General features: G+C 67.1%; 20 protein-coding genes. 14 read left to right on the top strand and 6 right to left on the bottom strand.

From position 1 onward, the window contains the following. Positions 1 to 745 precede the first annotated feature (745 nt). The 12 genes from aspS (at position 746) to hisE (ending at position 12,998) form a co-directional block, all read left to right on the top strand. A complete protein-coding gene (gene aspS, locus B5G20_RS02525) occupies positions 746 to 2,500 on the top strand; it encodes an aspartate--tRNA ligase (RefSeq protein ID WP_087355250.1) in 1,755 nt (584 codons plus the stop codon). Positions 2,501 to 2,863: 363 nt separating this feature from the next. Continuing rightward, the gene (locus B5G20_RS02520) at positions 2,864 to 3,709 is read left to right on the top strand and encodes an ABC transporter substrate-binding protein (protein WP_204207629.1); all 846 of its coding nucleotides are present in this window, start codon (positions 2,864 to 2,866) and stop codon (positions 3,707 to 3,709) included. A 123-nt stretch (positions 3,710 to 3,832) separates the two neighbouring features. Next, positions 3,833 to 5,107, top strand: coding sequence for an amino acid ABC transporter permease (locus B5G20_RS02515; protein WP_239286835.1), 1,275 nt, complete (start codon positions 3,833 to 3,835; stop codon positions 5,105 to 5,107). 41 nt (positions 5,108 to 5,148) lie between these two features. Continuing rightward, positions 5,149 to 5,958, top strand: a complete 810-nt coding sequence (locus tag B5G20_RS02510; protein WP_087354752.1) for an amino acid ABC transporter ATP-binding protein — start codon at positions 5,149 to 5,151, stop codon at positions 5,956 to 5,958. 190 nt (positions 5,959 to 6,148) lie between these two features. Next, positions 6,149 to 7,585: a histidinol dehydrogenase gene (hisD, locus tag B5G20_RS02505; protein WP_087354749.1), complete on the top strand. Its 1,437-nt coding sequence runs from the start codon at positions 6,149 to 6,151 to the stop codon at positions 7,583 to 7,585. A 1-nt stretch (position 7,586) separates the two neighbouring features. Continuing rightward, a complete protein-coding gene (gene hisC, locus B5G20_RS02500; protein WP_087354747.1) occupies positions 7,587 to 8,693 on the top strand; it encodes a histidinol-phosphate transaminase in 1,107 nt (368 codons plus the stop codon). Continuing rightward, a complete protein-coding gene (gene hisB / locus B5G20_RS02495; protein WP_087354745.1) occupies positions 8,690 to 9,403 on the top strand; it encodes an imidazoleglycerol-phosphate dehydratase HisB in 714 nt (237 codons plus the stop codon). Before hisC ends, hisB begins: the two co-directional genes overlap by 4 nt. Positions 9,404 to 9,529: 126 nt before the next feature. After that, positions 9,530 to 10,489, top strand: coding sequence for an imidazole glycerol phosphate synthase subunit HisH (locus B5G20_RS02490; protein WP_087354743.1), 960 nt, complete (start codon positions 9,530 to 9,532; stop codon positions 10,487 to 10,489). Continuing rightward, positions 10,486 to 11,277, top strand: a complete 792-nt coding sequence (locus tag B5G20_RS02485) for a HisA/HisF-related TIM barrel protein (RefSeq protein WP_087354741.1) — start codon at positions 10,486 to 10,488, stop codon at positions 11,275 to 11,277. Before B5G20_RS02490 ends, B5G20_RS02485 begins: the two co-directional genes overlap by 4 nt. Then, positions 11,271 to 12,053 carry an imidazole glycerol phosphate synthase subunit HisF gene (gene hisF / locus B5G20_RS02480; RefSeq protein WP_087354739.1) on the top strand — a complete coding sequence of 261 codons (783 nt, stop codon included), beginning with the start codon at positions 11,271 to 11,273 and terminating at the stop codon, positions 12,051 to 12,053. Before B5G20_RS02485 ends, hisF begins: the two co-directional genes overlap by 7 nt. A 256-nt stretch (positions 12,054 to 12,309) precedes the next feature. Continuing rightward, on the top strand, positions 12,310 to 12,627 hold the full coding sequence (gene hisI / locus B5G20_RS02475; protein WP_087354737.1) for a phosphoribosyl-AMP cyclohydrolase: 318 nt from the start codon (positions 12,310 to 12,312) through the stop codon (positions 12,625 to 12,627). A gap of 53 nt (positions 12,628 to 12,680) precedes the next feature. Continuing rightward, positions 12,681 to 12,998 carry a phosphoribosyl-ATP diphosphatase gene (hisE, locus tag B5G20_RS02470; RefSeq protein ID WP_087354735.1) on the top strand — a complete coding sequence of 106 codons (318 nt, stop codon included), beginning with the start codon at positions 12,681 to 12,683 and terminating at the stop codon, positions 12,996 to 12,998. Between the two features lie 71 nt (positions 12,999 to 13,069). Here hisE and B5G20_RS02465 read toward each other — a convergent pair whose 3' ends face one another. After that, complete coding sequence (locus B5G20_RS02465; RefSeq protein WP_087354733.1) at positions 13,070 to 13,996, bottom strand: PHP domain-containing protein; 927 nt, start codon at positions 13,994 to 13,996, stop codon at positions 13,070 to 13,072. A gap of 142 nt (positions 13,997 to 14,138) precedes the next feature. On the opposite strand from B5G20_RS02465, the gene B5G20_RS02460 reads away from it, so the two are divergent. Together B5G20_RS02460 and larB are read left to right on the top strand one after the other, a co-directional pair. Then, entirely contained in the window at positions 14,139 to 14,510 is a 372-nt protein-coding gene (locus B5G20_RS02460; protein ID WP_087354732.1) for an arsenate reductase family protein, read from the top strand. A gap of 203 nt (positions 14,511 to 14,713) precedes the next feature. Then, positions 14,714 to 15,496 (top strand): nickel pincer cofactor biosynthesis protein LarB, encoded by a 783-nt coding sequence (gene larB, locus B5G20_RS02455; RefSeq protein ID WP_087354730.1) that lies wholly within the window; start codon positions 14,714 to 14,716, stop codon positions 15,494 to 15,496. Positions 15,497 to 15,607: 111 nt separating this feature from the next. On the opposite strand, the gene nagA is transcribed toward larB, so the two are convergent. From nagA to B5G20_RS02430, 5 genes are all read right to left on the bottom strand, one after another. After that, positions 15,608 to 16,777 carry an N-acetylglucosamine-6-phosphate deacetylase gene (gene nagA / locus B5G20_RS02450; RefSeq protein ID WP_087354728.1) on the bottom strand — a complete coding sequence of 390 codons (1,170 nt, stop codon included), beginning with the start codon at positions 16,775 to 16,777 and terminating at the stop codon, positions 15,608 to 15,610. 12 nt (positions 16,778 to 16,789) lie between these two features. Next, a complete protein-coding gene (locus tag B5G20_RS02445; RefSeq protein ID WP_087354726.1) occupies positions 16,790 to 17,611 on the bottom strand; it encodes a glucosamine-6-phosphate isomerase in 822 nt (273 codons plus the stop codon). Between the two features lie 287 nt (positions 17,612 to 17,898). Beyond that, positions 17,899 to 18,972, bottom strand: a complete 1,074-nt coding sequence (locus tag B5G20_RS02440; protein ID WP_087354724.1) for an ABC transporter substrate-binding protein — start codon at positions 18,970 to 18,972, stop codon at positions 17,899 to 17,901. A 116-nt stretch (positions 18,973 to 19,088) separates the two neighbouring features. Next, the gene (locus B5G20_RS02435; protein ID WP_087354722.1) at positions 19,089 to 19,880 is read right to left on the bottom strand and encodes an ABC transporter ATP-binding protein; all 792 of its coding nucleotides are present in this window, start codon (positions 19,878 to 19,880) and stop codon (positions 19,089 to 19,091) included. Further along, positions 19,856 to 20,635, bottom strand: coding sequence for an ABC transporter permease (locus tag B5G20_RS02430; RefSeq protein ID WP_087354720.1), 780 nt, complete (start codon positions 20,633 to 20,635; stop codon positions 19,856 to 19,858). The genes B5G20_RS02435 and B5G20_RS02430 overlap by 25 nt, the downstream gene beginning before the upstream one ends. Positions 20,636 to 21,002: the final 367 nt, after the last annotated feature.

Here is a 21,002-nt window from a genome sequence, read left to right as displayed (position 1 = left end):
CCTCCCTCAGACGTGCTTGTGCCCTTTGGGCACCGCTTCGCGAGCGACGTCTGAGGGAGGGGCGCTCTCCGTTCCGACCTGCGTCGCCGTCGTTGCGGGGAGGGGAGGAAAAGATGGTGCGCCCTGCGGGCGCTCGCTTCGCGAGCGACAAACTGGGGAGGGCCACCGCCCCGCCCGTTTCTCCCTGCGTCGCCGTCGTTGCAGGGGAGAGAGAAAAAGATGGTGCGCCCTTCGGGCGCTTGGGAAGGGTTTCGTTGGCGGTTGCTCGGGGGTAGACCGGGCATGTCCAATTCCTTCTGCTAGATTGAATCGGTCGAAATCGGGCCCAAAAATGTCGGATTCTATCTGGTAGATAGAACTCGACAGTGCTGGTTTGCTGTTTTGAGGAATGTGGGCGTGGCTGCCCCTGCGTCGGCAGCCTGGTGCCCGGCGCCCCGGGCTGTAATTGTTGCCCCACTGTTACCGTGCCGCCGCGGGCCCCGCCGGCGGTTGGCGTGCGTGCGGCCGAGATGGTAGCATACTGCCTCACGTGGGCAGACTGCGCCCGGGTGCCGCGCCCCACGCGCGCGTCCGGTAGACGCATGCGCCCGCTCCCACGTCGCGCCTGCGCCGTTTACGCAGGGCGACGGTCTGTAGAGAAGCCGCCCGTTCCGGCACGGGGCGGCGCAGATGCAAAGGAGGAACCGTGGCAGAGCACCACGCCGCCGGCTGCCAGACCGGCACCAACCCCGCTGACACCCATTCCATGCACACCCGCACCGCGGGCGAGCTCCGCGCCGAGAACATCGGCGAGGAGGTCACCCTCACCGGTTGGGTGTGGCGCCGCCGCGACCATGGTGGTCTCATCTTCTGCGACCTGCGCGACCGCACGGGCATGACGCAGTGCACCTTCGACCCCGAGCACGCTGCGGGCGAGGCCTTCCACACGGCCGAGACCATGCGCCCCGAGTGGCCGATCCTCGTGCACGGCACCGTTATCGCGCGCGACGCCGAGACTGTGAACCCCAAGCTCCCCACCGGCGAGATCGAGGTTCTGGTCGACCGCGTCGAGGTCCTCAACCGCTCCAAGACCCCGCCCTTCCAAATCGAGGACGGCATCGAGACAGCCGAGGACACGCGCCTTAAGTACCGCTACCTCGACATCCGTCGCCCGGAGATGATGGAGCGCTTGAAGCTCCGCTCCGACTTTACCTTTGCCATCCGCACCGCACTCCACGACCGCGCCTTTATGGAGGTCGAGACGCCAGCGCTCTTTAAGTCCACCCCCGAGGGCGCGCGCGATTTTATCGTGCCCTCCCGCCTGCAGCCGGGCAGCTTCTACGCTCTGCCGCAGAGCCCGCAGCTCCTCAAGCAGCTCCTCATGGTGGGCGGCGTTGAGCGCTACTACCAGGTAGCCAAGTGCTTCCGCGATGAGGACCTGCGCGCCGACCGTCAGCCCGAGTTCACGCAGGTGGACATCGAGATGAGCTTCGTCGACCAGGACGACGTCATGGGCGCCCTCGAGGACGTGCTCTCCGACGCCTTCGCTCGTGTGGGCGTTGAGATGCCCACGCCGCTGCGCCGCATCTCGTACTGGGATGCCATGGACACCTACGGTTCCGACAAGCCCGACACGCGCTACGGCATGCACCTCGTCGACCTTACCGACGTCTTTAAGGGCTCGGCCTTTAAGGTTTTCTCGAGCGCGGCAAACACCGAGGGTCACGTGGTCAAGGCCCTCAACGCCAAGGGTGCCGGCACCTGGCCGCGCGCCAAGATCGACAAGCTCGCCAAGGTGGCCGAGACCTTTGGCGCCAAGGGCCTCGCCTGGATTGCCTTCCGCGAGGACGGCTCCATCAACTCTCCGATCGTCAAGTTCTTCTCCGACGAGGAGATGACCGAGCTGCGCCGCCGCTGCGACGTGGAGCCGGGCGACCTCGTGATGTTCGCCGCCGGCCCGCGCCTTGCCTCCGACGAGATCCTGGGCGGCATGCGCTCACACATGGCCGACGCGCTCGAGATTCCGCGCGAGGGCCACGACTTCCTCTGGGTGGTAGACTTCCCGCTCTTCCACTGGGACGACGAGGCCAAGCGCTACGAGGCCGAGCACCAGCCCTTCACCCAGCCGCACCTCGATCAGGTCGAGCTGCTGGAGACGGACCCGCTCGCCATGGGCAGCTGCACGTACGACTTTGTGATGGACGGCTTCGAGGCGGGCGGTGGCGGCATGCGCATCCATGATTCCGCCCTCCAGCTCAAGATGCTCGAGTTCATGGGCTTTACCGAGGAGCGCGCCCGTACGCAGTTCGGCTTCCTCATGGACGCCCTCGAGTTCGGCGCGCCCCCGATGGGCGGCTTTGCCCTCGGCCTCGACCGCGTGTGCATGCTGCTCGCCGGTTGCGACTCAATCCGCGACGTCATGGCGTTCCCCAAGACGTCGAGCGGCTCCGACCTTATGAGCGCCGCCCCGAGCGAGGTTTCGATGGGCCAGCTCAAGGAGGTCGGCCTGCGCCTGATGTAGCGGGTGCGGCTTTTGCCGTTTGGGAGGCCCCGATGGTGCCCGGTTGCGCGCGATGCGCGGCCGTGTGCCCTCGGGGCCTCTTTGTGTTTGAAGGGGTGGACGCCGTGCCGAGCGGCGGTGCGGACGTGCGGGCCCCGGTGGGTTTCGGCATGGATGGTGACGCGCCGCAGCCCCTGTGTCCCGCCCGGCGCACCCCAAGCGTGTCGGTTATGTTTCAGACGTGCGAACTTTCTGCAACATTTCTCTTTCATTTGCATATACAAGCCAAAAAGTGCATACTAACGTGCATAGCAACGCAAGTTTATGCAAATCAGTTGCATGTACTTGCGCCCACTGCAAATGGGGACAGGGAAGGAAGACCTCATGAAGAACTTCAAGGCAATACTCAAGGCGCCGGTCGCGCTCGCGGCCACCTGCGCGCTCGCTCTCGGGCTCACGGCCTGCGGCGGCGCTCCCGCAACCGAGGGCACCGGCTCCGCCGCCGGTTCCGCCACCACCGACCAGGCCACCGGTAGCTTCACCATGACCGATGGCACCATCACGTTTGCCACCTCGCCCGATTACCCGCCGTTCGAGAACCTCGAGGACGGCGAGTACGTCGGCCTCGACATGGACCTCGGCCGCGCCATCGCCGAGGAGCTCGGCCTCGAGTGCGAGTACACCAACATCGACTTCGACGGCATCATTCCGGCCATCGTCGCCGGCGGCCAGGCCGACGCGGGCCTCTCGGGCATCTCCATCACCCCGGAGCGCGAGGACCAGGTCGACTTCTCCGAGCCGTACTACGTCGATAACCAGGCGGTCGCCGTCATGGCCGACAACGCCGACATCACCGAGGACAACGCCGCCGAGGCGCTCAACCAGGAGGGCGTCAAGATCGCCGTCCAGAGCGGTTCCACCGGCGAGAGCTTTGCGGCGGAGAACTTCCCCAACGCCGAGCTCGTCTCGTTCCCCAACTTCACCGACGCCTTCGCTGCGGTCAACTCCGGCCAGGCTGTGGCTGTGTGCGGCAACAGCGCCGTGGTGAGCCAGATGCTCTCCGGCGCCTACACCGACCTGCACACCGTCTACACCTCGGCCACCGGCGAGGAGTACGCCATCGCCGTCTCTAAGGATAACCCCGAGCTGCTGGCCAAGATCAACGACGCGATCGCCAACCTGCAGGAAGACGGCACCCTGGACGAGCTTATCGCCAAGAACATGGGTTAAGCGGTATCGTTAGCACATACGAACGCTCCAGCGGCCCTTCTTCCGTGAGCGGGAGAAGGGCCGTGCGTGTTGAGGAAGCGAGGCCCCTCCGTGACCATTCCGAGCATCCATTCCCCCCGCGGTGTGCGCCGTCTATCTCTGGCGTTCATCGCGATCGCGCTTTGCCTAACGGCCTGTCTTGGCGCGTTTGCCGCTCCCCGGCAGGCGCTCGCCATGGACATCGTGCGCTGCACCGGTCGTCCCAACTCTACCGACGACAAGACCGTTATCCAGGGCGCCACGCAGTCGCGCATCACCTTTGAGGCCTCGATCGAGGAGGGCGAGGGCGTGAGCGCGCTCACGCTCACCATTCCGCCCGACACCACCTTTGAGACCGAGGACCTTGCGGTCACGCTCCTCACGGGCCCCGACCTCATGACGCGCAACGACGTTGCCTACGACCTCGACGTCAAGGGCCAGAACATCATCCTCACCTTTGACGAGCCGCTCGATGAGGCGGGCAACCTCAACATCATCGTCTACGGGGTGTACTTCCCGCAGGCGGGCGGCGACATGCAGGTTGAGGCGAGCTACCGCCTCGCAGACGGCGACGAGCATGATGTCGAGGGTATCCCCGTGATCCCCGTCCAGGGCATCTCGCCCACCGAGGCGCTCTCGCAGTGGCTCGAGCAGCAGCCGTGGGTGCAGGCGTGGAACGCCAACCGCTTCCTCCACCTCTTCCTCGACCCCACGATCCTCGTTACGAGCTTCCCCGTGGTGCTCAACGGCTTCTTTATGTCGGTGGCCATCGTGGCGCTGGCCTTTCCGCTGGCCATCCCCGTGGCACTCGTGCTCGCGCTCATGCGCATGTCCAAGTTTGTGGTGTGGCGCGGCATTGCCACCACCTACGTGAACCTCATGCGCGGCACCCCGCTCTTCCTCCAGATTTACGTGGCGTTCTTTGGCCTTCCGCTCGCGGGGATCCAGATTCCCAACTTCCCGCTCGGCGTGATCGTGATGACGCTCAACTCGGGCGCCTACATGTGCGAGATCTTCCGCGCGGGCATCCTCGCCATCAACAAGGGGCAGACCGAGGCGGCGCGCTCGCTAGGCATGACGAGCACGCAGACCATGCTGAACGTCGTGCTGCCGCAGATGTTCCGTCTGGTGATCCCCAACCTGACGAGCGAGTTCATCACGCTCTACAAGGACACGTCGCTCCTTGCGGCCGTGGGCGTCATGGAGCTCGTGATGTACGCGCGCACCATCGTGGCCTCGACGGGCTCGATCACGCCCTACATCGTGGCGGCGGTGTTCTATCTGGTGATCACCCTGCCGCTCTCTAAGGTTACGCACCATCTGGAGCAGCGCGCGCTCGGCGGCAAGCGGCGTCGGCGCAAGGCACGTGCGGCGGCGTAACGCAGGCGGGCAGATTTACGAGCAGACAGGGGAGGACTCCCATGACCGATACACACAGCGCGGCCGCAACGGCCGAGACGGCGGGCGCGGCGGCGACCCCGCAGGCGGGCTCGGGCGCGACAGACGACGTCATCATTTCCATCCGCGACCTGCACAAGAGTTTTGGCGAGCTCGACGTCCTCAAGGGCATCTCGCTCGACATCCACCGCGGCGAAGTCGTGGTGATGCTCGGGCCCTCAGGCTCGGGCAAGTCGACGCTGCTCAGGTGCCTTAACCGCCTAGAGGAGCCCACGAGCGGCCAGATCCTCTTTGAGGGCGAGGACATCACCTCGCCCAAGGTCAACATCAACAAGGTGCGCGAGCGCATGGGGATGGTGTTTCAGCAGTTCAACCTCTTTCCGCACAAGGATGCGCTGCACAACGTGATGCTCGCGCAGATGAAGGTGCTGCACCGCAGCCGCGAAGAGGCCGAGCGCGTTGCCCGCGAGCAGCTCGACCGCGTGGGTCTTGCCGACCGTGCGGACCACTACCCCTCCGAGCTCTCCGGCGGCCAGCAGCAGCGCGTCGCCATCGCGCGGGCGCTCGCCATGGACCCGCACGTGATGCTCTTCGACGAGGCGACCTCCGCCCTCGACCCCGAGCTCGTGCGCGGCGTGCTCGACGTCATGCGCGAGCTCGCCCAGGGCGGCATGACGATGGTGGTGGTAACGCACGAGATGGGCTTTGCCCGCGATGTGGCCGACCGCGTGGTCTTTATGGAGGGTGGCGTGATCGTGGAGGAGGGTTCGCCCGAGCAGATCTTTGGCAACCCCAAGAACGAGCGCACGCGGGCCTTCATCGGTCAGCTGTAGCGAGCGCTCGGCGGAGGCGAGAGACAACTTGAGGCGACGGGAGGCGGCCGGGGTGAGCATGTGCCCGGCCGCCTTTTGCCACCGCGGCGGGGTGTTCGTCACCGCTTTGTTACCGGTTTGTCGCAGACGCTTTACCATGCTAAAGTAGACGAGCTAATGACTTGAATTTACTCCAGACCGAGGAGAGGCTATGAAGACCATTCAACTGGCGAGTGGTGAGCGGCTGGACGCGCGGCAGCTCACGCGCGAGGGCGTGCTGCCCACTAAGATCGTGGAGGCGGCGCGCGATATCGTGGCGCGCGTGCGCGGAGAGGGCGACGCGGCGCTGCGGGCGCTCTCGCTCGAGTTTGACGGGGTGGAGCCTGCGTGCTTCCGTCTGCCCGATGAGGTGCTCGACCGCGCGCTCGACGGGCTTGACCCGGCGTTTGTGGCCTCGCTCGAGAAGGCGGCGGCGCAGATCCGCGCCTTCCATGAGCGCGAGCTCACCCAGAGCTGGTTTACCACGCGCGCGGACGGGACGCTCCTCGGCGTCAAGGTCACGCCCGTGGCCGCCGCCGGCATCTACGTGCCCGGCGGGCGCGCCCAGTACCCCTCCACGGTGCTCATGAACGCCATCCCCGCCAAGGTTGCGGGCGTGGAGCGGGTCGTCATGGTCACACCGCCCCAGCGCGAGGCCGCCCCCGGCGAGCCCGCCATCTCGCCCTACACGCTCGCGGCGGCCAAGCTCGCCGGCGTGGACGAGGTCTACCTCGTGGGCGGCGCGCAGGCCGTGGCGGCGCTCGCCTACGGCACCGAGTCCATCCCGCGGGTCGACGTCATCACCGGGCCGGGCAACGCCTACGTGGCGGCGGCCAAGCAACTCGTCTCGGGCGATGTGGGGATCGACATGGTCGCCGGCCCCTCCGAGGTCTGTGTACTCGCCGATGCCACGGCCGAGCCCATGGTGGTCGCGGCCGACCTGATGGCCCAGGCCGAGCACGACCCGCTCGCCGCGTGCTACCTCGTAACGGAGGATGCCGCCTTTGCCGAGGCCGTTGAGCGCGGCATCGAGACGCTCGTGGCACAGAGCCCGCGAGCCGAGATCACCCGCACCTCGCTCGATAACGAGGGCGTGATCGTGGTCGCGGCCGACCGCGCCGCTGCGGTGGACGCCGTCAACACGATCGCTCCCGAGCATCTGGAGCTCCACTGCGCCGATGCGCTCGGGCTCCTCGGCTCCATCCGCAACGCCGGCGCCATCTTTGTGGGCGCCTGGAGCTCCGAGCCGCTCGGCGACTACGTGGCCGGGCCCAACCACACGCTGCCCACGGGCGGGACGGCGCTCTTCTCGAGCCCGCTTTCGGTAGAGCACTTCCAAAAGAAGTCGTCGGTGGTCTGCTACACGCCCGAGGGCCTGCTGGCCGATGCGCCCGCCACGCAGCGCCTGGCCGAGGCCGAGGGCCTCTGGGCGCACGCGCTCTCGGCGGGGCTCAGGCGCCGCATGCTCGAGGAGGGGCCGGAGGCGGTCTCGGCCGAGGCGCTGGCGTCGGCCGACCTTACCGCGGTGGCCTGGCCGGGCGATGTGGCCGAGACCTGCGCCGAGGGTGTCGGTGGGGCCGCCGCGCCCGCTGCCGGCGGGGAGGCCTAGCATGGCCGCGCTCTCCGACCGCATGCGCGCGCTCGTGCAGCCGCGCCTTGCCGACTTTGAGCCGTACGACCCGGCCTTTACGCCCACGCGCATCAACCTTTCGGCCAACGAGAACACCTACCCCATGCCCGCGGCCGTGCGCGCGGAGCTCGATCGGGCGCTCGCCGCAACGCCGCTCAACCGCTACCCCGATCCCATGTCGGGCGAGCTCAGGGCGGCCATCGCCGAGCGCCATGGGGTGGAGCCGCGTCAGGTCTGCGTGGGCAACGGCGGAGACGAGCTCCTGTTCAACTTCCTCTTTGCCTTTGGCGGGGCGGGGCGCACGCTCCTCAACCTGCCACCGGCGTTCTCGGAGTACGAGCTCTTTGCTCAGATGACCGAGACCGCCGTGGTAAACGTCTGGCGCGACCCTGCAACCTTTGAGATACCGGAGGACGAGGCGCTCGCCGCGGCTGCCGAGGCGGATCTGGTGATCGTGACCTCGCCCAATAACCCCACGGGAAACCTCATCGCGCCCGAGTTTGCCGAGCGCCTCTGCGCGGCGTGCCGCGGGCTTGTGATGGTGGACGAGGCCTACATCGAGTTCGCCCGGCCGGGGGCGTCGGTGCAGCCGCTGCTCGAGCGCTGCCCCAACCTCGTGATCTTGCACACGCTCTCCAAGGCGTTTGGCGAGGCGGGCATCCGCTGCGGGTACGTGCTCGCCACCGCGGACGTGATTGACGTTTTTGCCGCGGTGCGCCAGATCTACTCGGTAAACGTGCTCACCCAGGCGGCGGGGCTCGTTGCCATCCGCGAGCGCGCGGCTTTTGCGCCGGTGGTGGAGAAGATCCGCGCCGAGCGCGCCCGGATGCTCGCCGGTCTTGAGGGGCTTACCGCCGGGGCGATCGGCGCTGTGGTGTGGCCGAGTGAGGGCAATTTTCTGCTCGTGCGGTTGCCCGGGGCCGCCGAGATCCGCCGTCGGCTCCGTGACGACTACGATATCCTCGTACGCGATTTCTCCGCCGCGCCGGGGCTCGCGGGATGCCTCCGCATTACGGTGGGCACGCCCGAGGAGAACGACGCGGTGCTTCGCGCCCTCACCGACCTTGTGAAAGGGGAAACCCGATGACTGTTTACCGTAAGCAGCCTAAGACCCTCGCCGAGACCTCGGCCGCAACCGTCTCGGAGGTGGATGCGCGCCAGAGCTCGGGCCTGACCTCGCTCTTTAAGGGGTCGGGTCTCACGGCCGACGCGCCGCGCACCGCGAGTGTGCGCCGCACCACCGGCGAGACGGACATCTCCATCACGCTCGGGCTCGACGGCTCGGGTACCTGCGACATCAAGACGGGCGTGCCGTTCTTCGATCACATGATGAACGCCTTTGGGCGGCACGGGCTCTTTGACCTCAAGATCGACGCGACGGGCGATACCGAGGTCGATGCGCACCATACCGTTGAGGACACGGGCATCGTGCTCGGCCAGACGTTTGCCCAGGCGCTCGGTGCCAAGGCGGGCATCACGCGCTTTGCCAACGTGGCCATCCCCATGGACGAGACGCTCGTGATGGCCGCCGTGGACATCTCGGGCCGCGGTCAGGCGTACTGCGAGCTGCCGCTGCCCACCGAGCGCGTGGGGGATTTTGACACTGAGCTTGCGGTGGAGTTCTTCTATGCCTTTGCGCGCGACGCGGGGGTGACTCTGCACGTGCGCGAGCTCGCCGGCGGCAACTCGCATCACATCATCGAGGCGGCGTTTAAGGCGGTCGGCCGGGCGATGCGCTTTGCCTGCGAGCTGGACCCGCGGGTGGAGGGTGTGCCTTCCACCAAGGGCGCCCTCTAGCTGCGAGGCGCACCGTGGCACGCCTCGCCGACCTGAAATGGGTCGTTTGGGGACGTGTTCCGTTTGCACCATTTTCGCGGGACCGGCGGGCAGGCTGACTGTTTTATATGTTGGAAGGGGGACGCTATGACGGCAAGCAACGTGGCAGATGCCACTGCGACGATTTCGTGCACGGTGCCGGTCGTTAACCTGAGCGATGCCGAGGCAGCTGCGTGGCGGGCCTGGCGCGCACCGATCGTGGTCGTGGATTATCACAAGGGCAACCTCTCGAGCGTGATCCAGGGGCTCTCCCATGCGGGCGCCGTCGAGGTGTCGAGTTCGGACGACGTGGACGCTATCCGCGGAGCTGCGGGTGTGGTGCTGCCGGGCGTGGGCTCGTTCTACGACGCCATCGACTTCATGGCCCAGAGCGGCGAGGCGGCAGCGGTGGCCGACGCAATTGCCGTCGGGGTGCCCTTCTTAGGGATTTGTCTTGGCCAGCAATTGCTCTTTGAGCGGGGCGACGAGGGCGTGCCGGCGGATGCGCCGTGCGTGCCAGAGGCTGAGCTCGCCGATGCGTACGGCTCCGGTCTGACTCCGGGTACGGTCTTCGAGGCCGAGGGCAAGCGCTGGGTGCGCGGCCTTGGTATCCTCAAGGGCAGCTGCGTGCGCCTCGACGGGAGCCGCCTCAAGGTGCCGCATGTGGGCTGGGACCAGGTGCATCCCACCGCCGTCGGCGCGTCGTGCCCCCTCATCGAGGGATTCCCCGAGGGGGCGAACATGTACTTCACCCACTCCTACGCGCTCGACGACGACGTGGACCCTGCCGTCGTGGCGGCGCGGACGCACTACACACGGAGCTTTGCGAGCATCGTGGCGTGCGGCAACGTGTTCGGCTGCCAGTTCCACCCCGAGAAGAGCTCCGGGCGTGGCCTCGACATCCTGCGGAACTTCGTGCGCACGGTGCGCGCACGGGCGGGTGCAGACGATGTCGACCAGGATGCGCTCGCCGCGGCGCAGGCCAAGATCGAGGCGGCGGCAGATGCGGCGCCGGTCGCCGTATGCGGAGCGTCGGGCTCGGCGGCTCCCGGGGAGGTGCGCGCATGATCGTATTCCCTGCTATCGACCTCATTGCCGGCAAGGTCGTGCGCCTGGAGCGCGGCGACCGCGCGCGCATGAAGGTCTACTCCGACGACCCAGTGGCCGTTGCCCGCTCCTTTGCCGAGCAGGGTGCTTCTTGGGTGCATGTGGTCGACCTTTCGGCCGCGCTCGAGGAGGATGACGACGCCTGCGCGGCCAACGCCGCTGCGATCCGGGCAATCTGCCAGGTCGAGGGCCTCTCGGTCGACGTGGGCGGCGGCGTGCGCTCGCTCGCGCGAATCGACGAGCTTGCGGGCTACGGCTGCCGCCGCATTGCGCTTGGCACGGTGCTCGTTACCGAGCCGGGGTTTGCCGAGGTGGCCGCGCGCGGCTTTGGCAATCTTCTGGTTGCCGACGTTGCCGCCCGCGACGGCATGGTCAAGGTCAACGGGTGGCGCGACGACGTGGCTCGCACGCTCGACGATGTGGTCGGCGAGCTCACGAGTCTGGGCTTTCGGCACCTCGTCTACACCGACATCGCCCGCGACGGCATGCAGACGGGCATCGACGTTGCGGCCTACCGCCGCGTGGCCGAGCTCGCGGGCTTTCCCGTGGTGGCGTCGGGCGGCATTTCGTCGCTCGCCGACATCCGCGCGCTTGCGGTGGCGGGGTCGGACGCGATCGAGGGCGCCATCACGGGCCGGGCGATCTACGAGGGAGTCTTCTCGGTTGCCGAGGCGCTCGCCGCGGCGGAGGATTCCGGCACGGCGGCCAAGGATACGGCTGCCGCATCCGGAGAGGAGGGCGTATGCTGACAAAGCGGGTCATTCCCTGCCTCGACGTCAAGGACGGGCGCGTGGTCAAGGGCGTCAACTTTGTGGATCTGCGCGACGCGGGCGACCCAGTGGAGCTTGCGCGCGCGTACGACCGCGAAGGCGCCGACGAGGTGGTCTTTCTGGACATCACCGCCACGAGCGACAACCGCGCCACCACGATCGGCATGGCGGCTCGCGCGGCGTGTGAGCTCTCCATTCCCTACACGGTGGGCGGTGGGTTCCGCGACCTTGCGGGGATGCGTCAGATGGTCGCCGCCGGGGCGGACAAGGTCTCGGTCAACTCGGCCGCGGTGCGCCGCCCCGAGCTCATCAGCGAGGCTGCCGCGGCGTTTGGCAGCCAGGCGGTGGTGGTGGCGATCGACGCCAAGCGCGTGGGCGAGTCCGGGGCACCGGGCGCCGACCGTTGGGAGGTCTACCTTGCGGGAGGCCGGCAACCCACGGGTATCGATGCGGTGGCGTGGGCCGAGGAGGCCGCTCGCCGCGGGGCGGGGGAGATACTGCTCACGAGTATGGACCGCGACGGCACCAAGGAGGGGTTCGACCTTGCGCTCACCCGTGCGGTGGCGCGCGCGGTGCCCATCCCCGTGATCGCGTCGGGCGGCGTGGGCACGCTCGAGCATTTTGCCGAGGGTATCATCGAGGGCGAGGCCGACGCGGTGCTCGCAGCGAGCGTGTTTCACTTCGGCACCTTCAGCATCCGCGAGGTGAAGGAGTACATGGCGGCACAGGGTATCCCCGTACGGCTCGACTTCTAGGCTGCGAACGCCCCAGGCACCGCACCTCGGCCTTCACTCGTCGGTCGCGGCGCAAAGGCCTGCTCCCTCCTCGTTCAGGTCGATCTGCGGCACCTGAGACGTTCTCGCCGACCTGAGAGGGGTTCTCGCCGACCTGGGGGGGGGTTCTCGACGGCCTGAGGATATCCCGAGGACCGCGCTTGGGACGTCCTTACCGATCTGAGAGGGTTTTTCGCCGACCTACCGGGTTACCATCTGCGACTGAAGGAGACAGACGATGACGATCGATGCGCTCACGTTTGACGACCGCGGGCTCATTCCCGCGGTGGTGCAGCAGTACGACACGGGCGAGGTGCTCATGGTGGCGTGGATGAGCGCCGAGTCGCTGCGTCTCACGCGCGAGACGGGCACCACGTGGTTTTGGAGCCGCAGCCGCCAGAAGCTCTGGAACAAGGGCGCCACGAGCGGCAACATGCAGCAAGTGCGGGAGATTTTGGCCGATTGCGATGCCGATACGCTGCTCGTAAAGGTCGACTCGCCCGGCCCCGCTTGCCATACGGGCGCACGCAGCTGCTTCTTTAACGAGCTCGACTGAGAAATGTATCGCCGCGGGCCGAAGGGCCTGAGGCGCGCAGGGAGGGAACGGTTATGGGAGAACGCACGGCAAACGTGCAAGACGGCAACATCGGCGAGACGCTCACGGGCCTTGCCGCCACAATCAGCGGCCGGCGCGTCGCCTCACCCGAGGAGAGCTACACAGCCCGGCTCCTCACCGGCAAAGAGGACAGCCTCCTCAAGAAGCTCGCCGAAGAGGCAAGCGAGGTCATCATGGCCTGCAAGGACAACGACCACGACCACATCCGCTACGAGGCGGCGGACCTCGTCTATCATCTGCTCGTGGTGCTCGAACGCTACGGCGTGACCTTGGACGAACTCGCCGGCGAGCTCAACGCACGCAGGCGCTAGCCTGAGCGCCGTGTCGGACCGGTGTAGGTACAAAGCCCCTGTCCCTTTGTGCCGGTGCGGCGCGGCAGACCCTACAGCGCGACGGTCTCCCAAGAACCGTCGGCGTGCGGCGCCTCAAAGCTGCGGTAACCGGCCTCCCAGGCATGGCGCTGAGCGTCGGTGATGCCCCAGCAGATATCGCGCGCCACGTGCGCGTCGGAGCTGAATACGAGCGGCACCTCCGCCCGGGCAAAGCGCGCTAAGAGCCCCGCGGCGGGGTAGTAGTCGCCCACACCCTTGCGCAGGCCTGCCGTCGAGAGCTCGATGCGGCGCCCGGTGTCGTGGGCGCACGCGACCATCTCGCCCCAGAGCGGTGCGAGGTCGATGGTGGGGGCGAGCCCCTCGGCGGCAAAGCGCATGGCGAGGTCGGGGTGGGCCATCACGTCAAAGTCGAGCGGGCTCTCGCAGGCGCGGCACCAGGTCGCAACGTAGCGGCGCCAGAGCTCGTCAGGCCCAAGCTCGTGCCAAAGGTGCAGGTCGTCTCCGTCGTCGATCCACCCGGCGTCGCTGCCGGGCATGCCCGCGCGCGCCACACGGAGAGCCGGGTCATCCACCGCCTCGGGATGTGCGGCGACCGTGGTAACATCGCCCGGGTCGCCGATCCAGTGCACGCTCCCCAGCCGCACCACCGCGCCCGCACTCCAGCGGGCCACGTTTGCCTCGCATCCCTCGTACCAGTCGCATTCAAAGCCGTAGACAAGCTCGAGCTCGGGCGCGATTTCGGCCGCAAGCGCACGAGCTTCCTCCCACGCCGCACGATGGGCGGCAAGTTCGTCTTCTGCCACCGAGACCTCGCACGCGGGGTCCATGCTTGCAGGCAGGGTAAGGTGGTCGGTCGAGACGAGCACACGGCAGCCGCACGCCGCGGCGGCGCGCACGTTTTCGGCAAAGGTGGAGACGCCGTCGGAGAAGCTCGTGTGGGTGTGGCAGTCGATGCGCGCGCATGCAGGCAGGCTCATGGGGGCTCCTCAGGTTGGAATGGCGGGCGGGGCGGCGTTAGTGGAGCAGTGCGTTGGGGTACCATGGTAGCGCCCGGCACCACGCAAAACGCCGACGCTCTGGCGGACGTGTGCCACCATCTTACGACACGAGGAGAGCACCATGGCAGAGGCTACCCCCATCCTGTTTGTTGAGTATCCCAAGTGCAGCACCTGCAAAAAGGCCAAGAAGTGGCTGGACGAGCACGGCGTTGCCTACACCGACCGGCACATCGTGGAGGACGCCCCCACCGCCGAGGAGATCGCCGACTGGCAGGCCCGCTCGGGACTGCCCGTGCGTCGGTTCTTCAACACGAGCGGCATGCGCTACCGCGAGCTCGGACTCAAGGCCAAGCTCGACGCCGGCATGTCCGACAAAGAGGCCCGCGCGCTGCTGGCGACGGACGGCATGCTCGTCAAGCGGCCGATCGTTGTGGCGGGCGACACGGTGCTCGTGGGCTTTCGCGAGCCGGCGTGGGCAGAGGCATTGCTCTAGCGCCGTCGCGATGCCGTCGGGCTGGCAGCGCAGGCCATCGGTAGCCGCCGGAGGCCTCGTCTAGTCGGCCTGAGCGGGCGGCCGCAGTCAATCGCGTGCAGTCTGCGCTCGGCTTGACCTGGAGCGCGCTTCACATGCGACGATAGCAAGAAAGGCACGATAAGCCGCGGGCGCTCGAGACGCAAGCGGCGGGGGAGGGACGTATGGACGCAACGGATCTGGAGGCGCTTGCGCGTGCCGTTGCCTCGGGCGAGCTCGCGCCCGAGGAGCTCGTGCGCCGCGTGCACCTCGACGCGGTGGCCGACCTCGGCTATGCGCAGGTCGACACGGCGCGCGGGGCCCGTACGGGCGTCTCCGAGGTGATTTACGGTGCCGGCAAGACGGCGGAGCAGATCGCGGGCATCGTGGGTGCCATGCGCGCCGCGGGGCAGGAGCGCATCCTCGTCACCCGGCTCGATGCCGCTAAGGCGGCGGAGCTCGCGGCCCGGCCCGATTTTGCCCCGGCGGCGGATGCCTTCGCCTACCACGAGGCGGCGCGCGCGGGGGTTGTGGGCGCGCTCCCCGAGCCCACGGGCAACGGCGAGATCCTCGTCATCACGGCCGGCACGAGCGACCTGCCTGTGGCCGAGGAGGCGGCGCTCACGGCGCGCTTTTTGGGCAATCGGGTGCGCGTGGTGCACGATGCGGGCGTTGCCGGCATCCACCGGCTGCTCCGGCACGCGGGCGATATCGACCGCGCCCAGGTGATCATCGCCGTTGCCGGCATGGAGGGCGCGCTGCCGAGCGTGGTGGGCGGTCTTGCTTCCTGCCCGGTCATCGCGGTTCCCACGAGTGTGGGGTACGGTGCCAACCTCGGCGGCGTGACGGCGCTCCTCGCCATGGTCAACAGCTGCGCGAGCGGCATCTCCGTCGTCAACATCGACAACGGATTTGGTGCGGCCTATCAGGCATCGCTCATCAACCACCTGCCGGGTCCGCGCGCCTAACGGGAGGCTCCGCCCGAAAAAGCGCCCTGAAAAAGCCGCCGCCACCTCGAGTCGCTGAGATGGCGGCGGCTTTACCGTGCCCTGCGACGCAGTCGCCGCTGGGTCGCGATGTTAACGGGTGTAGACCGTGCGGCCGCCCACGATGGTCCGGACGACCTCGAGGTCGCCGTCGACGAGCGTGAGGTCGGCATCGCAGCCGCGGGCGATGTTGCCCTTGGTGGGGAGGCCGATGAGGCGCGCCGGGTTTGCGGTCATGAGGTGCGCGGCGTGCGCCACGTCCGTATCGGCGAACTTCACGATGTTGCGGAGCGCCTGGGCGAGCGTGAGCGTCGAGCCCGCGCGCACACCGGTGTCGGCGAGCTTCGCGTCGCCGTCCTCCACGACCACGTCGTTCACGCCGAGCTTGTAGTTGCCGTCGGGGAGGCCTGCCGCCATGATGGAGTCGGTGATGGCGACGACGCGGTCCCAGCCCTTGTCCTTGAGGTAGAGGCGGACGCTGCCGGGGTGCAGGTGGCGTCCGTCGCAGATGGCTTCCACATAGAGATCGCTCTCGAGCGCCACGCCCCAGATTGCGGGGTCGTGCTGATGGAAGAGGCGCATGGCGTTACCCAGATGCGTGGCGCTTGCGGCGCCCGCCGCCACGCAGGCTTGGGACTGGTCGTAGCCCGCGCCGCTATGGCCGATGGCGCAGACGATGCCCATGGCGTTGAGCTCGGGGATGATCTTCTCCACACCCGGAACCTCCGGGGCGAGCGTGGTGTAGCGCACGTGCCCGCCCGAGGCCTCCTGATACTGGCGGAAGAGCTCGGAGGTCGCCTCGTGCATGAGCAGGTGCTCGGGCATGGCGCCCTTGTACTCACTGGAGAGGCACGGGCCCTCGAGGTGGATGCCGAGCAGCGCCGCACCGTCGTACGGGCCGCCCTCGATGACGCGCCGCGCCTGCTCCATGCACCAGAGTGTCTGCTCCGGGGTGTCGGTCAGAACCGAGCAGAGCCAGCCGGTGACGCCCTGGCTCGCAAAGAAGCGGCCGATGGTGCGCAGGCCCTCCTCGTCGGCGGCGTTCACGTCGACGTTGGCCGCGCCGTGCGTATGGATGTCGATAAAGCCGGGCAGGACCGTGAGCCCAGCGGCGTCGAGCTCGGGCAGGCCCTCGATGTTCGCCGTCTCGCGGGGCAGGCCGGCGATGCGGCCGTCCTTGACGACGACATCGGTCCTCGTCATGCCCTCGGGCAGAAGGACCGTCGCGCCCTTGAGGTAGAAGGAGTTCTCGGTTGCAGTCATGTAGGGGCCTCCTTAGTAGGCCTGACCGGCGGCGACGCTGTTGACGAAGATCTTCGCGTCGGGGTGGTTCTGCAGAAGCGTCGCCGGGAAGGCGGCGGTGACCTCACCGTAGGCGGCACGGCGGGCGACGGCGCGGTGCCAGTCGCGGAAGACGCCGAGACGCACCTTGCGGGCGCCCAGGATCTCCTTCATGCCGATGGTGACGCAACGGTGGGGCATGTCCTCAAGCGCACCGCCGAGGTCGCCGATGCAGTTGGTGGCGCGGGTCTCGGGATGGATGGAGAGCACGCGGGTGTCGAGCGCGGCGAACTCCTCCACGGAGAGCTCGGGGTCGGGCTCGTTGAACGCGAGGTGCCCCGTGATGCCGATGCCGCCGAAGGCGATGTCGACGCCGCCGAGCTCATCGATGACGCGACCGACGCGGCCGGGGTCTGTGGGGTCGGGGAAGATGCGCTGCTCCTCGGGAACGACGAGCTCCGGGCGAATCTTGCTGTAGACCGTGCGCTCCATAAAGCCGCGGAACGAGAGCGCGTCGGCTGCGTCGATCCACTCGTCATCGTCGGTCAGGTACTCGTCCATGTTGATGAACCAGCACTTCTTGAGCGAGACGTTGCGCTCGTTCACCAGGCGGACGAAGATGGGGTACTGGCCGACAGGGCCTACCGGGCAGATGAAGACGGTCTTCTCGTCGCGGGCGTTGTGCGCCTCAATCTCCTCGACCATCGTGAGGGCCATCTCGTAGAAGATCTCGCCTGAGTCGCCGAGCACCTCGAGCGGAATCTTGGCGCCCTCGCCCAGCTGGTCTGCCGGAATGTGATAGTAGTCGTGTGCCATGTCGCGTCCTTTCCGCGTGGGGTGGCGCCGGGCGCCTCAAGGGCGCGGGGCTGATGGGGTGGGGCAGCCGGCAGAGGTGCGCCGGGCTGCGGGTGTGGGAGGAAGGCGGGCCTCAGGGGCTGCGAAAGCGCACTGTGGCTGCCGCAAGGGGTTGCGCGGGACCGAGCCGCATGCGGCTCGGTGTTCTCGGGCATAGCGCGCAGCCGGGCGCTGCGAAGTGCAATGCCCGGCTGCAGAGAGGAACCGTTGGGGTACCGATCGCGATGCGGACACCGCGTCAGCGGAAGCTACTTGATCTCCTCGTAGATCTTGTTGGCCTCGTCCATGACGGCGGTGTCGACGTAGTTCTCCACCGGGACCTCCTCGGTGACCGTGCCGGCATCGAGGAAGACCTGCTGCTGGGCCTGGTAGTACCCGAGGATGGTGTCGGTGTCGCCCTGGCAGTCGACGGCGCCCTGCCAGTCGCCCTCGCCCGTGGACTGCAGGAGCGTGTCCTCGGGGAGGTCGAGCTCGGTGGCGAGGAGCTTGGCGACCTCGTCGATGTGCGCGGCGCGGTAGTCGTGGCCCTTGGCGATCGCAGCGCCGAAGCGGGCGAGAATCTCGGGGTTCTCCTCGGCGTAGGAGGGCAGGCACACGAAGCTGCCGGGGAAGGCGACCTCGTCGGAGTAGTCAGTGTTGGTGCCGAGGACGAGGTAGTTGTCGCCGAGCTGCTCCTCGATGGTCACGGTGTTGGGCGACCAGGTGGCGGCGGCGTCGATCTGGCCGGAGATGAGGGCGGTCGTCATGCCGGAGACGTCCATCTCGACCTTGTTGATGTCGCTCTCGGTGAGGCCGGCGTCACGAAGCACGAGGCCGAGGATGATTTCGGACGAGGTGCCGGTGGAGACGCCCACCGTCTTGCCCTTGAGGTCGGCAGCCGTGGGTACCTTGCTCTTGTCGACGACGACGGCGTCGGCCTGAGAGAGCTGGTCGAAGGCGAAGACGGTCGCGTCGCCGGAGATGCACAGGGTATGGGCACCGTGGCCGATCTGGGCGATGTCGATGTCGCCGGACTGCATAGCCGTGATCTCGGCCGGGCCGCCCTGGAACTGCGCGGGCTCGACGGTGATGCCGACCTCATCGAAGTAGCCCTGATCGATGGCGGCGAAGAGGGTGCCGGCGGAGCCGAGGTTGGGCATGAAGGCCACGCGCAGGGTCACGGGCTCGTAATCGCTGCCGCCCGTGGAGGCACTGCCGGCGGTGCTGCCGGACGGCGCAGTGGTGCCGGTGCAGCCGGCGAGGCCGGCGACCGCGAGGCCGAGCCCGCCGAGACCGGCGAGCATGCTGCGACGGCTGAGGACGAAGTCGTTCAGGTTGGACATGGCGTTCTCCTTCTCTGGTAGAACCTCGCACCGCATGCGGTGCGCTTTGGCCGGATGGCGGTGATGGAGCCGGGTCGCTCGCGCGGGAATGCCGAGCGACCCGGGCGCCCTGTGCGCTACTTGCGCACGGACAGGTACTCCTGGTAGACCTGGCTCCAGATCTCGTTCTTGAGCTCAAGGAAGCGCGGGCTCATCTTGGTGGCCTGGTCGCGCGGGTAGGGGATATCGATATCGATGATGTCCTTCACGCGGCCGGGGCGGGCGCTCATGATCACGCAGCGGTTGCCCAAGATGATGGCCTCCTCGACATCGTGGGTGATGAAGAAGCAGGTCTTGCGCTCCTTCTCCCACGTCTCGATGAGCTCCTGCTGGAGCTGGGTGCGGGTCTGCGCATCGAGCGCGCCGAAGGGTTCGTCCATGAGCAGGACCTGCGGGTTGGTGGCGTAAGCGCGAGCGATGGCGACGCGCTGCTTCATGCCGCCCGACAGCTCCTTGGGGTAGTGGTTGGCGAACTCCTCGAGGTCGACCATCTTGAGGTACTTGCGGGCGATCTCCTCGGCCTCCTGGTTGGACTTTCCTTGCAGTTTGAGGCCGAACATGACGTTCTTGATCACCGTGAGCCACGGGAAGAGCGCGTACTGCTGGAAGACGATGCCGCGCTCGGGGCTCGGGCCGTTGACGGGCTTGCCGTCGACGAGCACCTGGCCGTCGGTGGGGGTCTCGAGGCCGCCGATGATGTTCAGAAGCGTGGATTTGCCGCAGCCGGACGGACCGACGACCGTGATGAACTCGTTCTCGTGGATATCGAGGTCGACGCCGTTCAGAGCCGTCATCTCACCCTTGCGCGTCTGGAACTTCTTCACCACATGGTCGACGTGGACCTTTACTGCTGAACCGTTTCCTGCCATCCGGTGAACCTCCTTTCAAGGAAGCGAACGATCTTCTCGAAGCAGATGCCGATGATGCCGAGCATGATGATGCCGAGCAGCACCGTGTCCATCTGGTAGTAACCGCTTGCCTGCTGGATCATCATGCCCAGGCCGCGGTCGCCGCCGACGATCTCGGAGGCCATGAGCGTGGTGAGCGAGGTGGACAGGCCGAGGCGTGCCGCGACGAGGATAAAGGGCGTGGTCGCCGGGATGGTCACCTTGAAGAAGATGTCCGTCTGCTTGGCGCCCAGCACGCGCGCCGCCTTGATGAGCGTGGTGTCGACGCCCTTGACGCCCTGGTAGATGGTGACGACCTGCACGAGGAAGGCCGCGATGAAGATAACCGCGATCTTGCTCTCGTTGCCGATGCCCAGCCAAGCGATGAGCAGGAACACGTAGGCCAGCGGCGGGATGTTGCGCACGAACTGGATCCACGGCTCCACGATGTGGCGGATCGGGTCGTACCAAGCCATGAGGAAGGCGACCGGGATCGCCGTGATAAAGGCGAGGCCGAAGCCGATGAGCACGCGCGACAGCGAGGCCCAGACGTGCTCGAGGAGGATGCCGCTCTCGATCTTGCTCACGAAGGCCGCCCAGACCTCAGTGGGGGGCGCGAAGACCGCGGGCAGCTGGCTCGATGCGAAGAGCCACAGCGCGATGGCGCAGGCGAATGAGATAAGTACCCACACCCAGTTGGGTATCTTCGCCCAGATCGGTTTGTTCTTGTCCTGCATTGCGAAGGGCTCCTTTCTCCGCGGGTGGACCGGTTTCTCGGTTGATCCTTCGTCACTTAAACGTATAAGTAGACGATAGGGCGTGCACACCCAGAATAGTACGCGCGAAGTGCCCACAAGAACAAGAGGGAAGTGATTCGTCAAGTTTTGGCAAGATGCGTTTCAGAAGTATTAAACTAGCAGGTAAAACACGCCAAAAACAGCACTGTGCGCGCTCCTTCGCAAATCTCCGAACGGTAGTTTTTTGACCCCTAGCGGTCAATTAAGAGCGCTTTCGAAGATGTGCATCCACCGCGCTGTACTTCGTGGTAACTTAAACGTATAAGTTGAGGCACTATGTCCGCCTGCATCCCACGGTGGACGGTGC

It is taken from the genome of Collinsella sp. An7 (assembly GCF_002159335.1).
Lineage (GTDB): Bacteria > Actinomycetota > Coriobacteriia > Coriobacteriales > Coriobacteriaceae > Coprousia.
This window is presented reverse-complemented; position numbering and strand designations above follow the sequence as displayed.

Excerpts from the sequence above, each read along its gene's own strand:
- aspS (WP_087355250.1), top strand. The coding sequence starts at position 746 with ATGCACACCCGCACCGCGGGCGAGCTCCGCGCCGAGAACATCGGCGAG.
- B5G20_RS02520 (WP_204207629.1), top strand. The coding sequence starts at position 2,864 with ATGAAGAACTTCAAGGCAATACTCAAGGCGCCGGTCGCGCTCGCGGCC.
- B5G20_RS02510 (WP_087354752.1), top strand. The coding sequence starts at position 5,149 with ATGACCGATACACACAGCGCGGCCGCAACGGCCGAGACGGCGGGCGCG.
- hisD (WP_087354749.1), top strand. The coding sequence starts at position 6,149 with ATGAAGACCATTCAACTGGCGAGTGGTGAGCGGCTGGACGCGCGGCAG.
- hisC (WP_087354747.1), top strand. The coding sequence starts at position 7,587 with ATGGCCGCGCTCTCCGACCGCATGCGCGCGCTCGTGCAGCCGCGCCTT.
- hisB (WP_087354745.1), top strand. The coding sequence starts at position 8,690 with ATGACTGTTTACCGTAAGCAGCCTAAGACCCTCGCCGAGACCTCGGCC.
- B5G20_RS02490 (WP_087354743.1), top strand. The coding sequence starts at position 9,530 with ATGACGGCAAGCAACGTGGCAGATGCCACTGCGACGATTTCGTGCACG.
- B5G20_RS02485 (WP_087354741.1), top strand. The coding sequence starts at position 10,486 with ATGATCGTATTCCCTGCTATCGACCTCATTGCCGGCAAGGTCGTGCGC.
- hisF (WP_087354739.1), top strand. The coding sequence starts at position 11,271 with ATGCTGACAAAGCGGGTCATTCCCTGCCTCGACGTCAAGGACGGGCGC.
- hisI (WP_087354737.1), top strand. The coding sequence starts at position 12,310 with ATGACGATCGATGCGCTCACGTTTGACGACCGCGGGCTCATTCCCGCG.
- hisE (WP_087354735.1), top strand. The coding sequence starts at position 12,681 with ATGGGAGAACGCACGGCAAACGTGCAAGACGGCAACATCGGCGAGACG.
- B5G20_RS02465 (WP_087354733.1), bottom strand. The coding sequence starts at position 13,996 with ATGAGCCTGCCTGCATGCGCGCGCATCGACTGCCACACCCACACGAGC.
- B5G20_RS02460 (WP_087354732.1), top strand. The coding sequence starts at position 14,139 with ATGGCAGAGGCTACCCCCATCCTGTTTGTTGAGTATCCCAAGTGCAGC.
- larB (WP_087354730.1), top strand. The coding sequence starts at position 14,714 with ATGGACGCAACGGATCTGGAGGCGCTTGCGCGTGCCGTTGCCTCGGGC.
- nagA (WP_087354728.1), bottom strand. The coding sequence starts at position 16,777 with ATGACTGCAACCGAGAACTCCTTCTACCTCAAGGGCGCGACGGTCCTT.
- B5G20_RS02445 (WP_087354726.1), bottom strand. The coding sequence starts at position 17,611 with ATGGCACACGACTACTATCACATTCCGGCAGACCAGCTGGGCGAGGGC.
- B5G20_RS02440 (WP_087354724.1), bottom strand. The coding sequence starts at position 18,972 with ATGTCCAACCTGAACGACTTCGTCCTCAGCCGTCGCAGCATGCTCGCC.
- B5G20_RS02435 (WP_087354722.1), bottom strand. The coding sequence starts at position 19,880 with ATGGCAGGAAACGGTTCAGCAGTAAAGGTCCACGTCGACCATGTGGTG.
- B5G20_RS02430 (WP_087354720.1), bottom strand. The coding sequence starts at position 20,635 with ATGCAGGACAAGAACAAACCGATCTGGGCGAAGATACCCAACTGGGTG.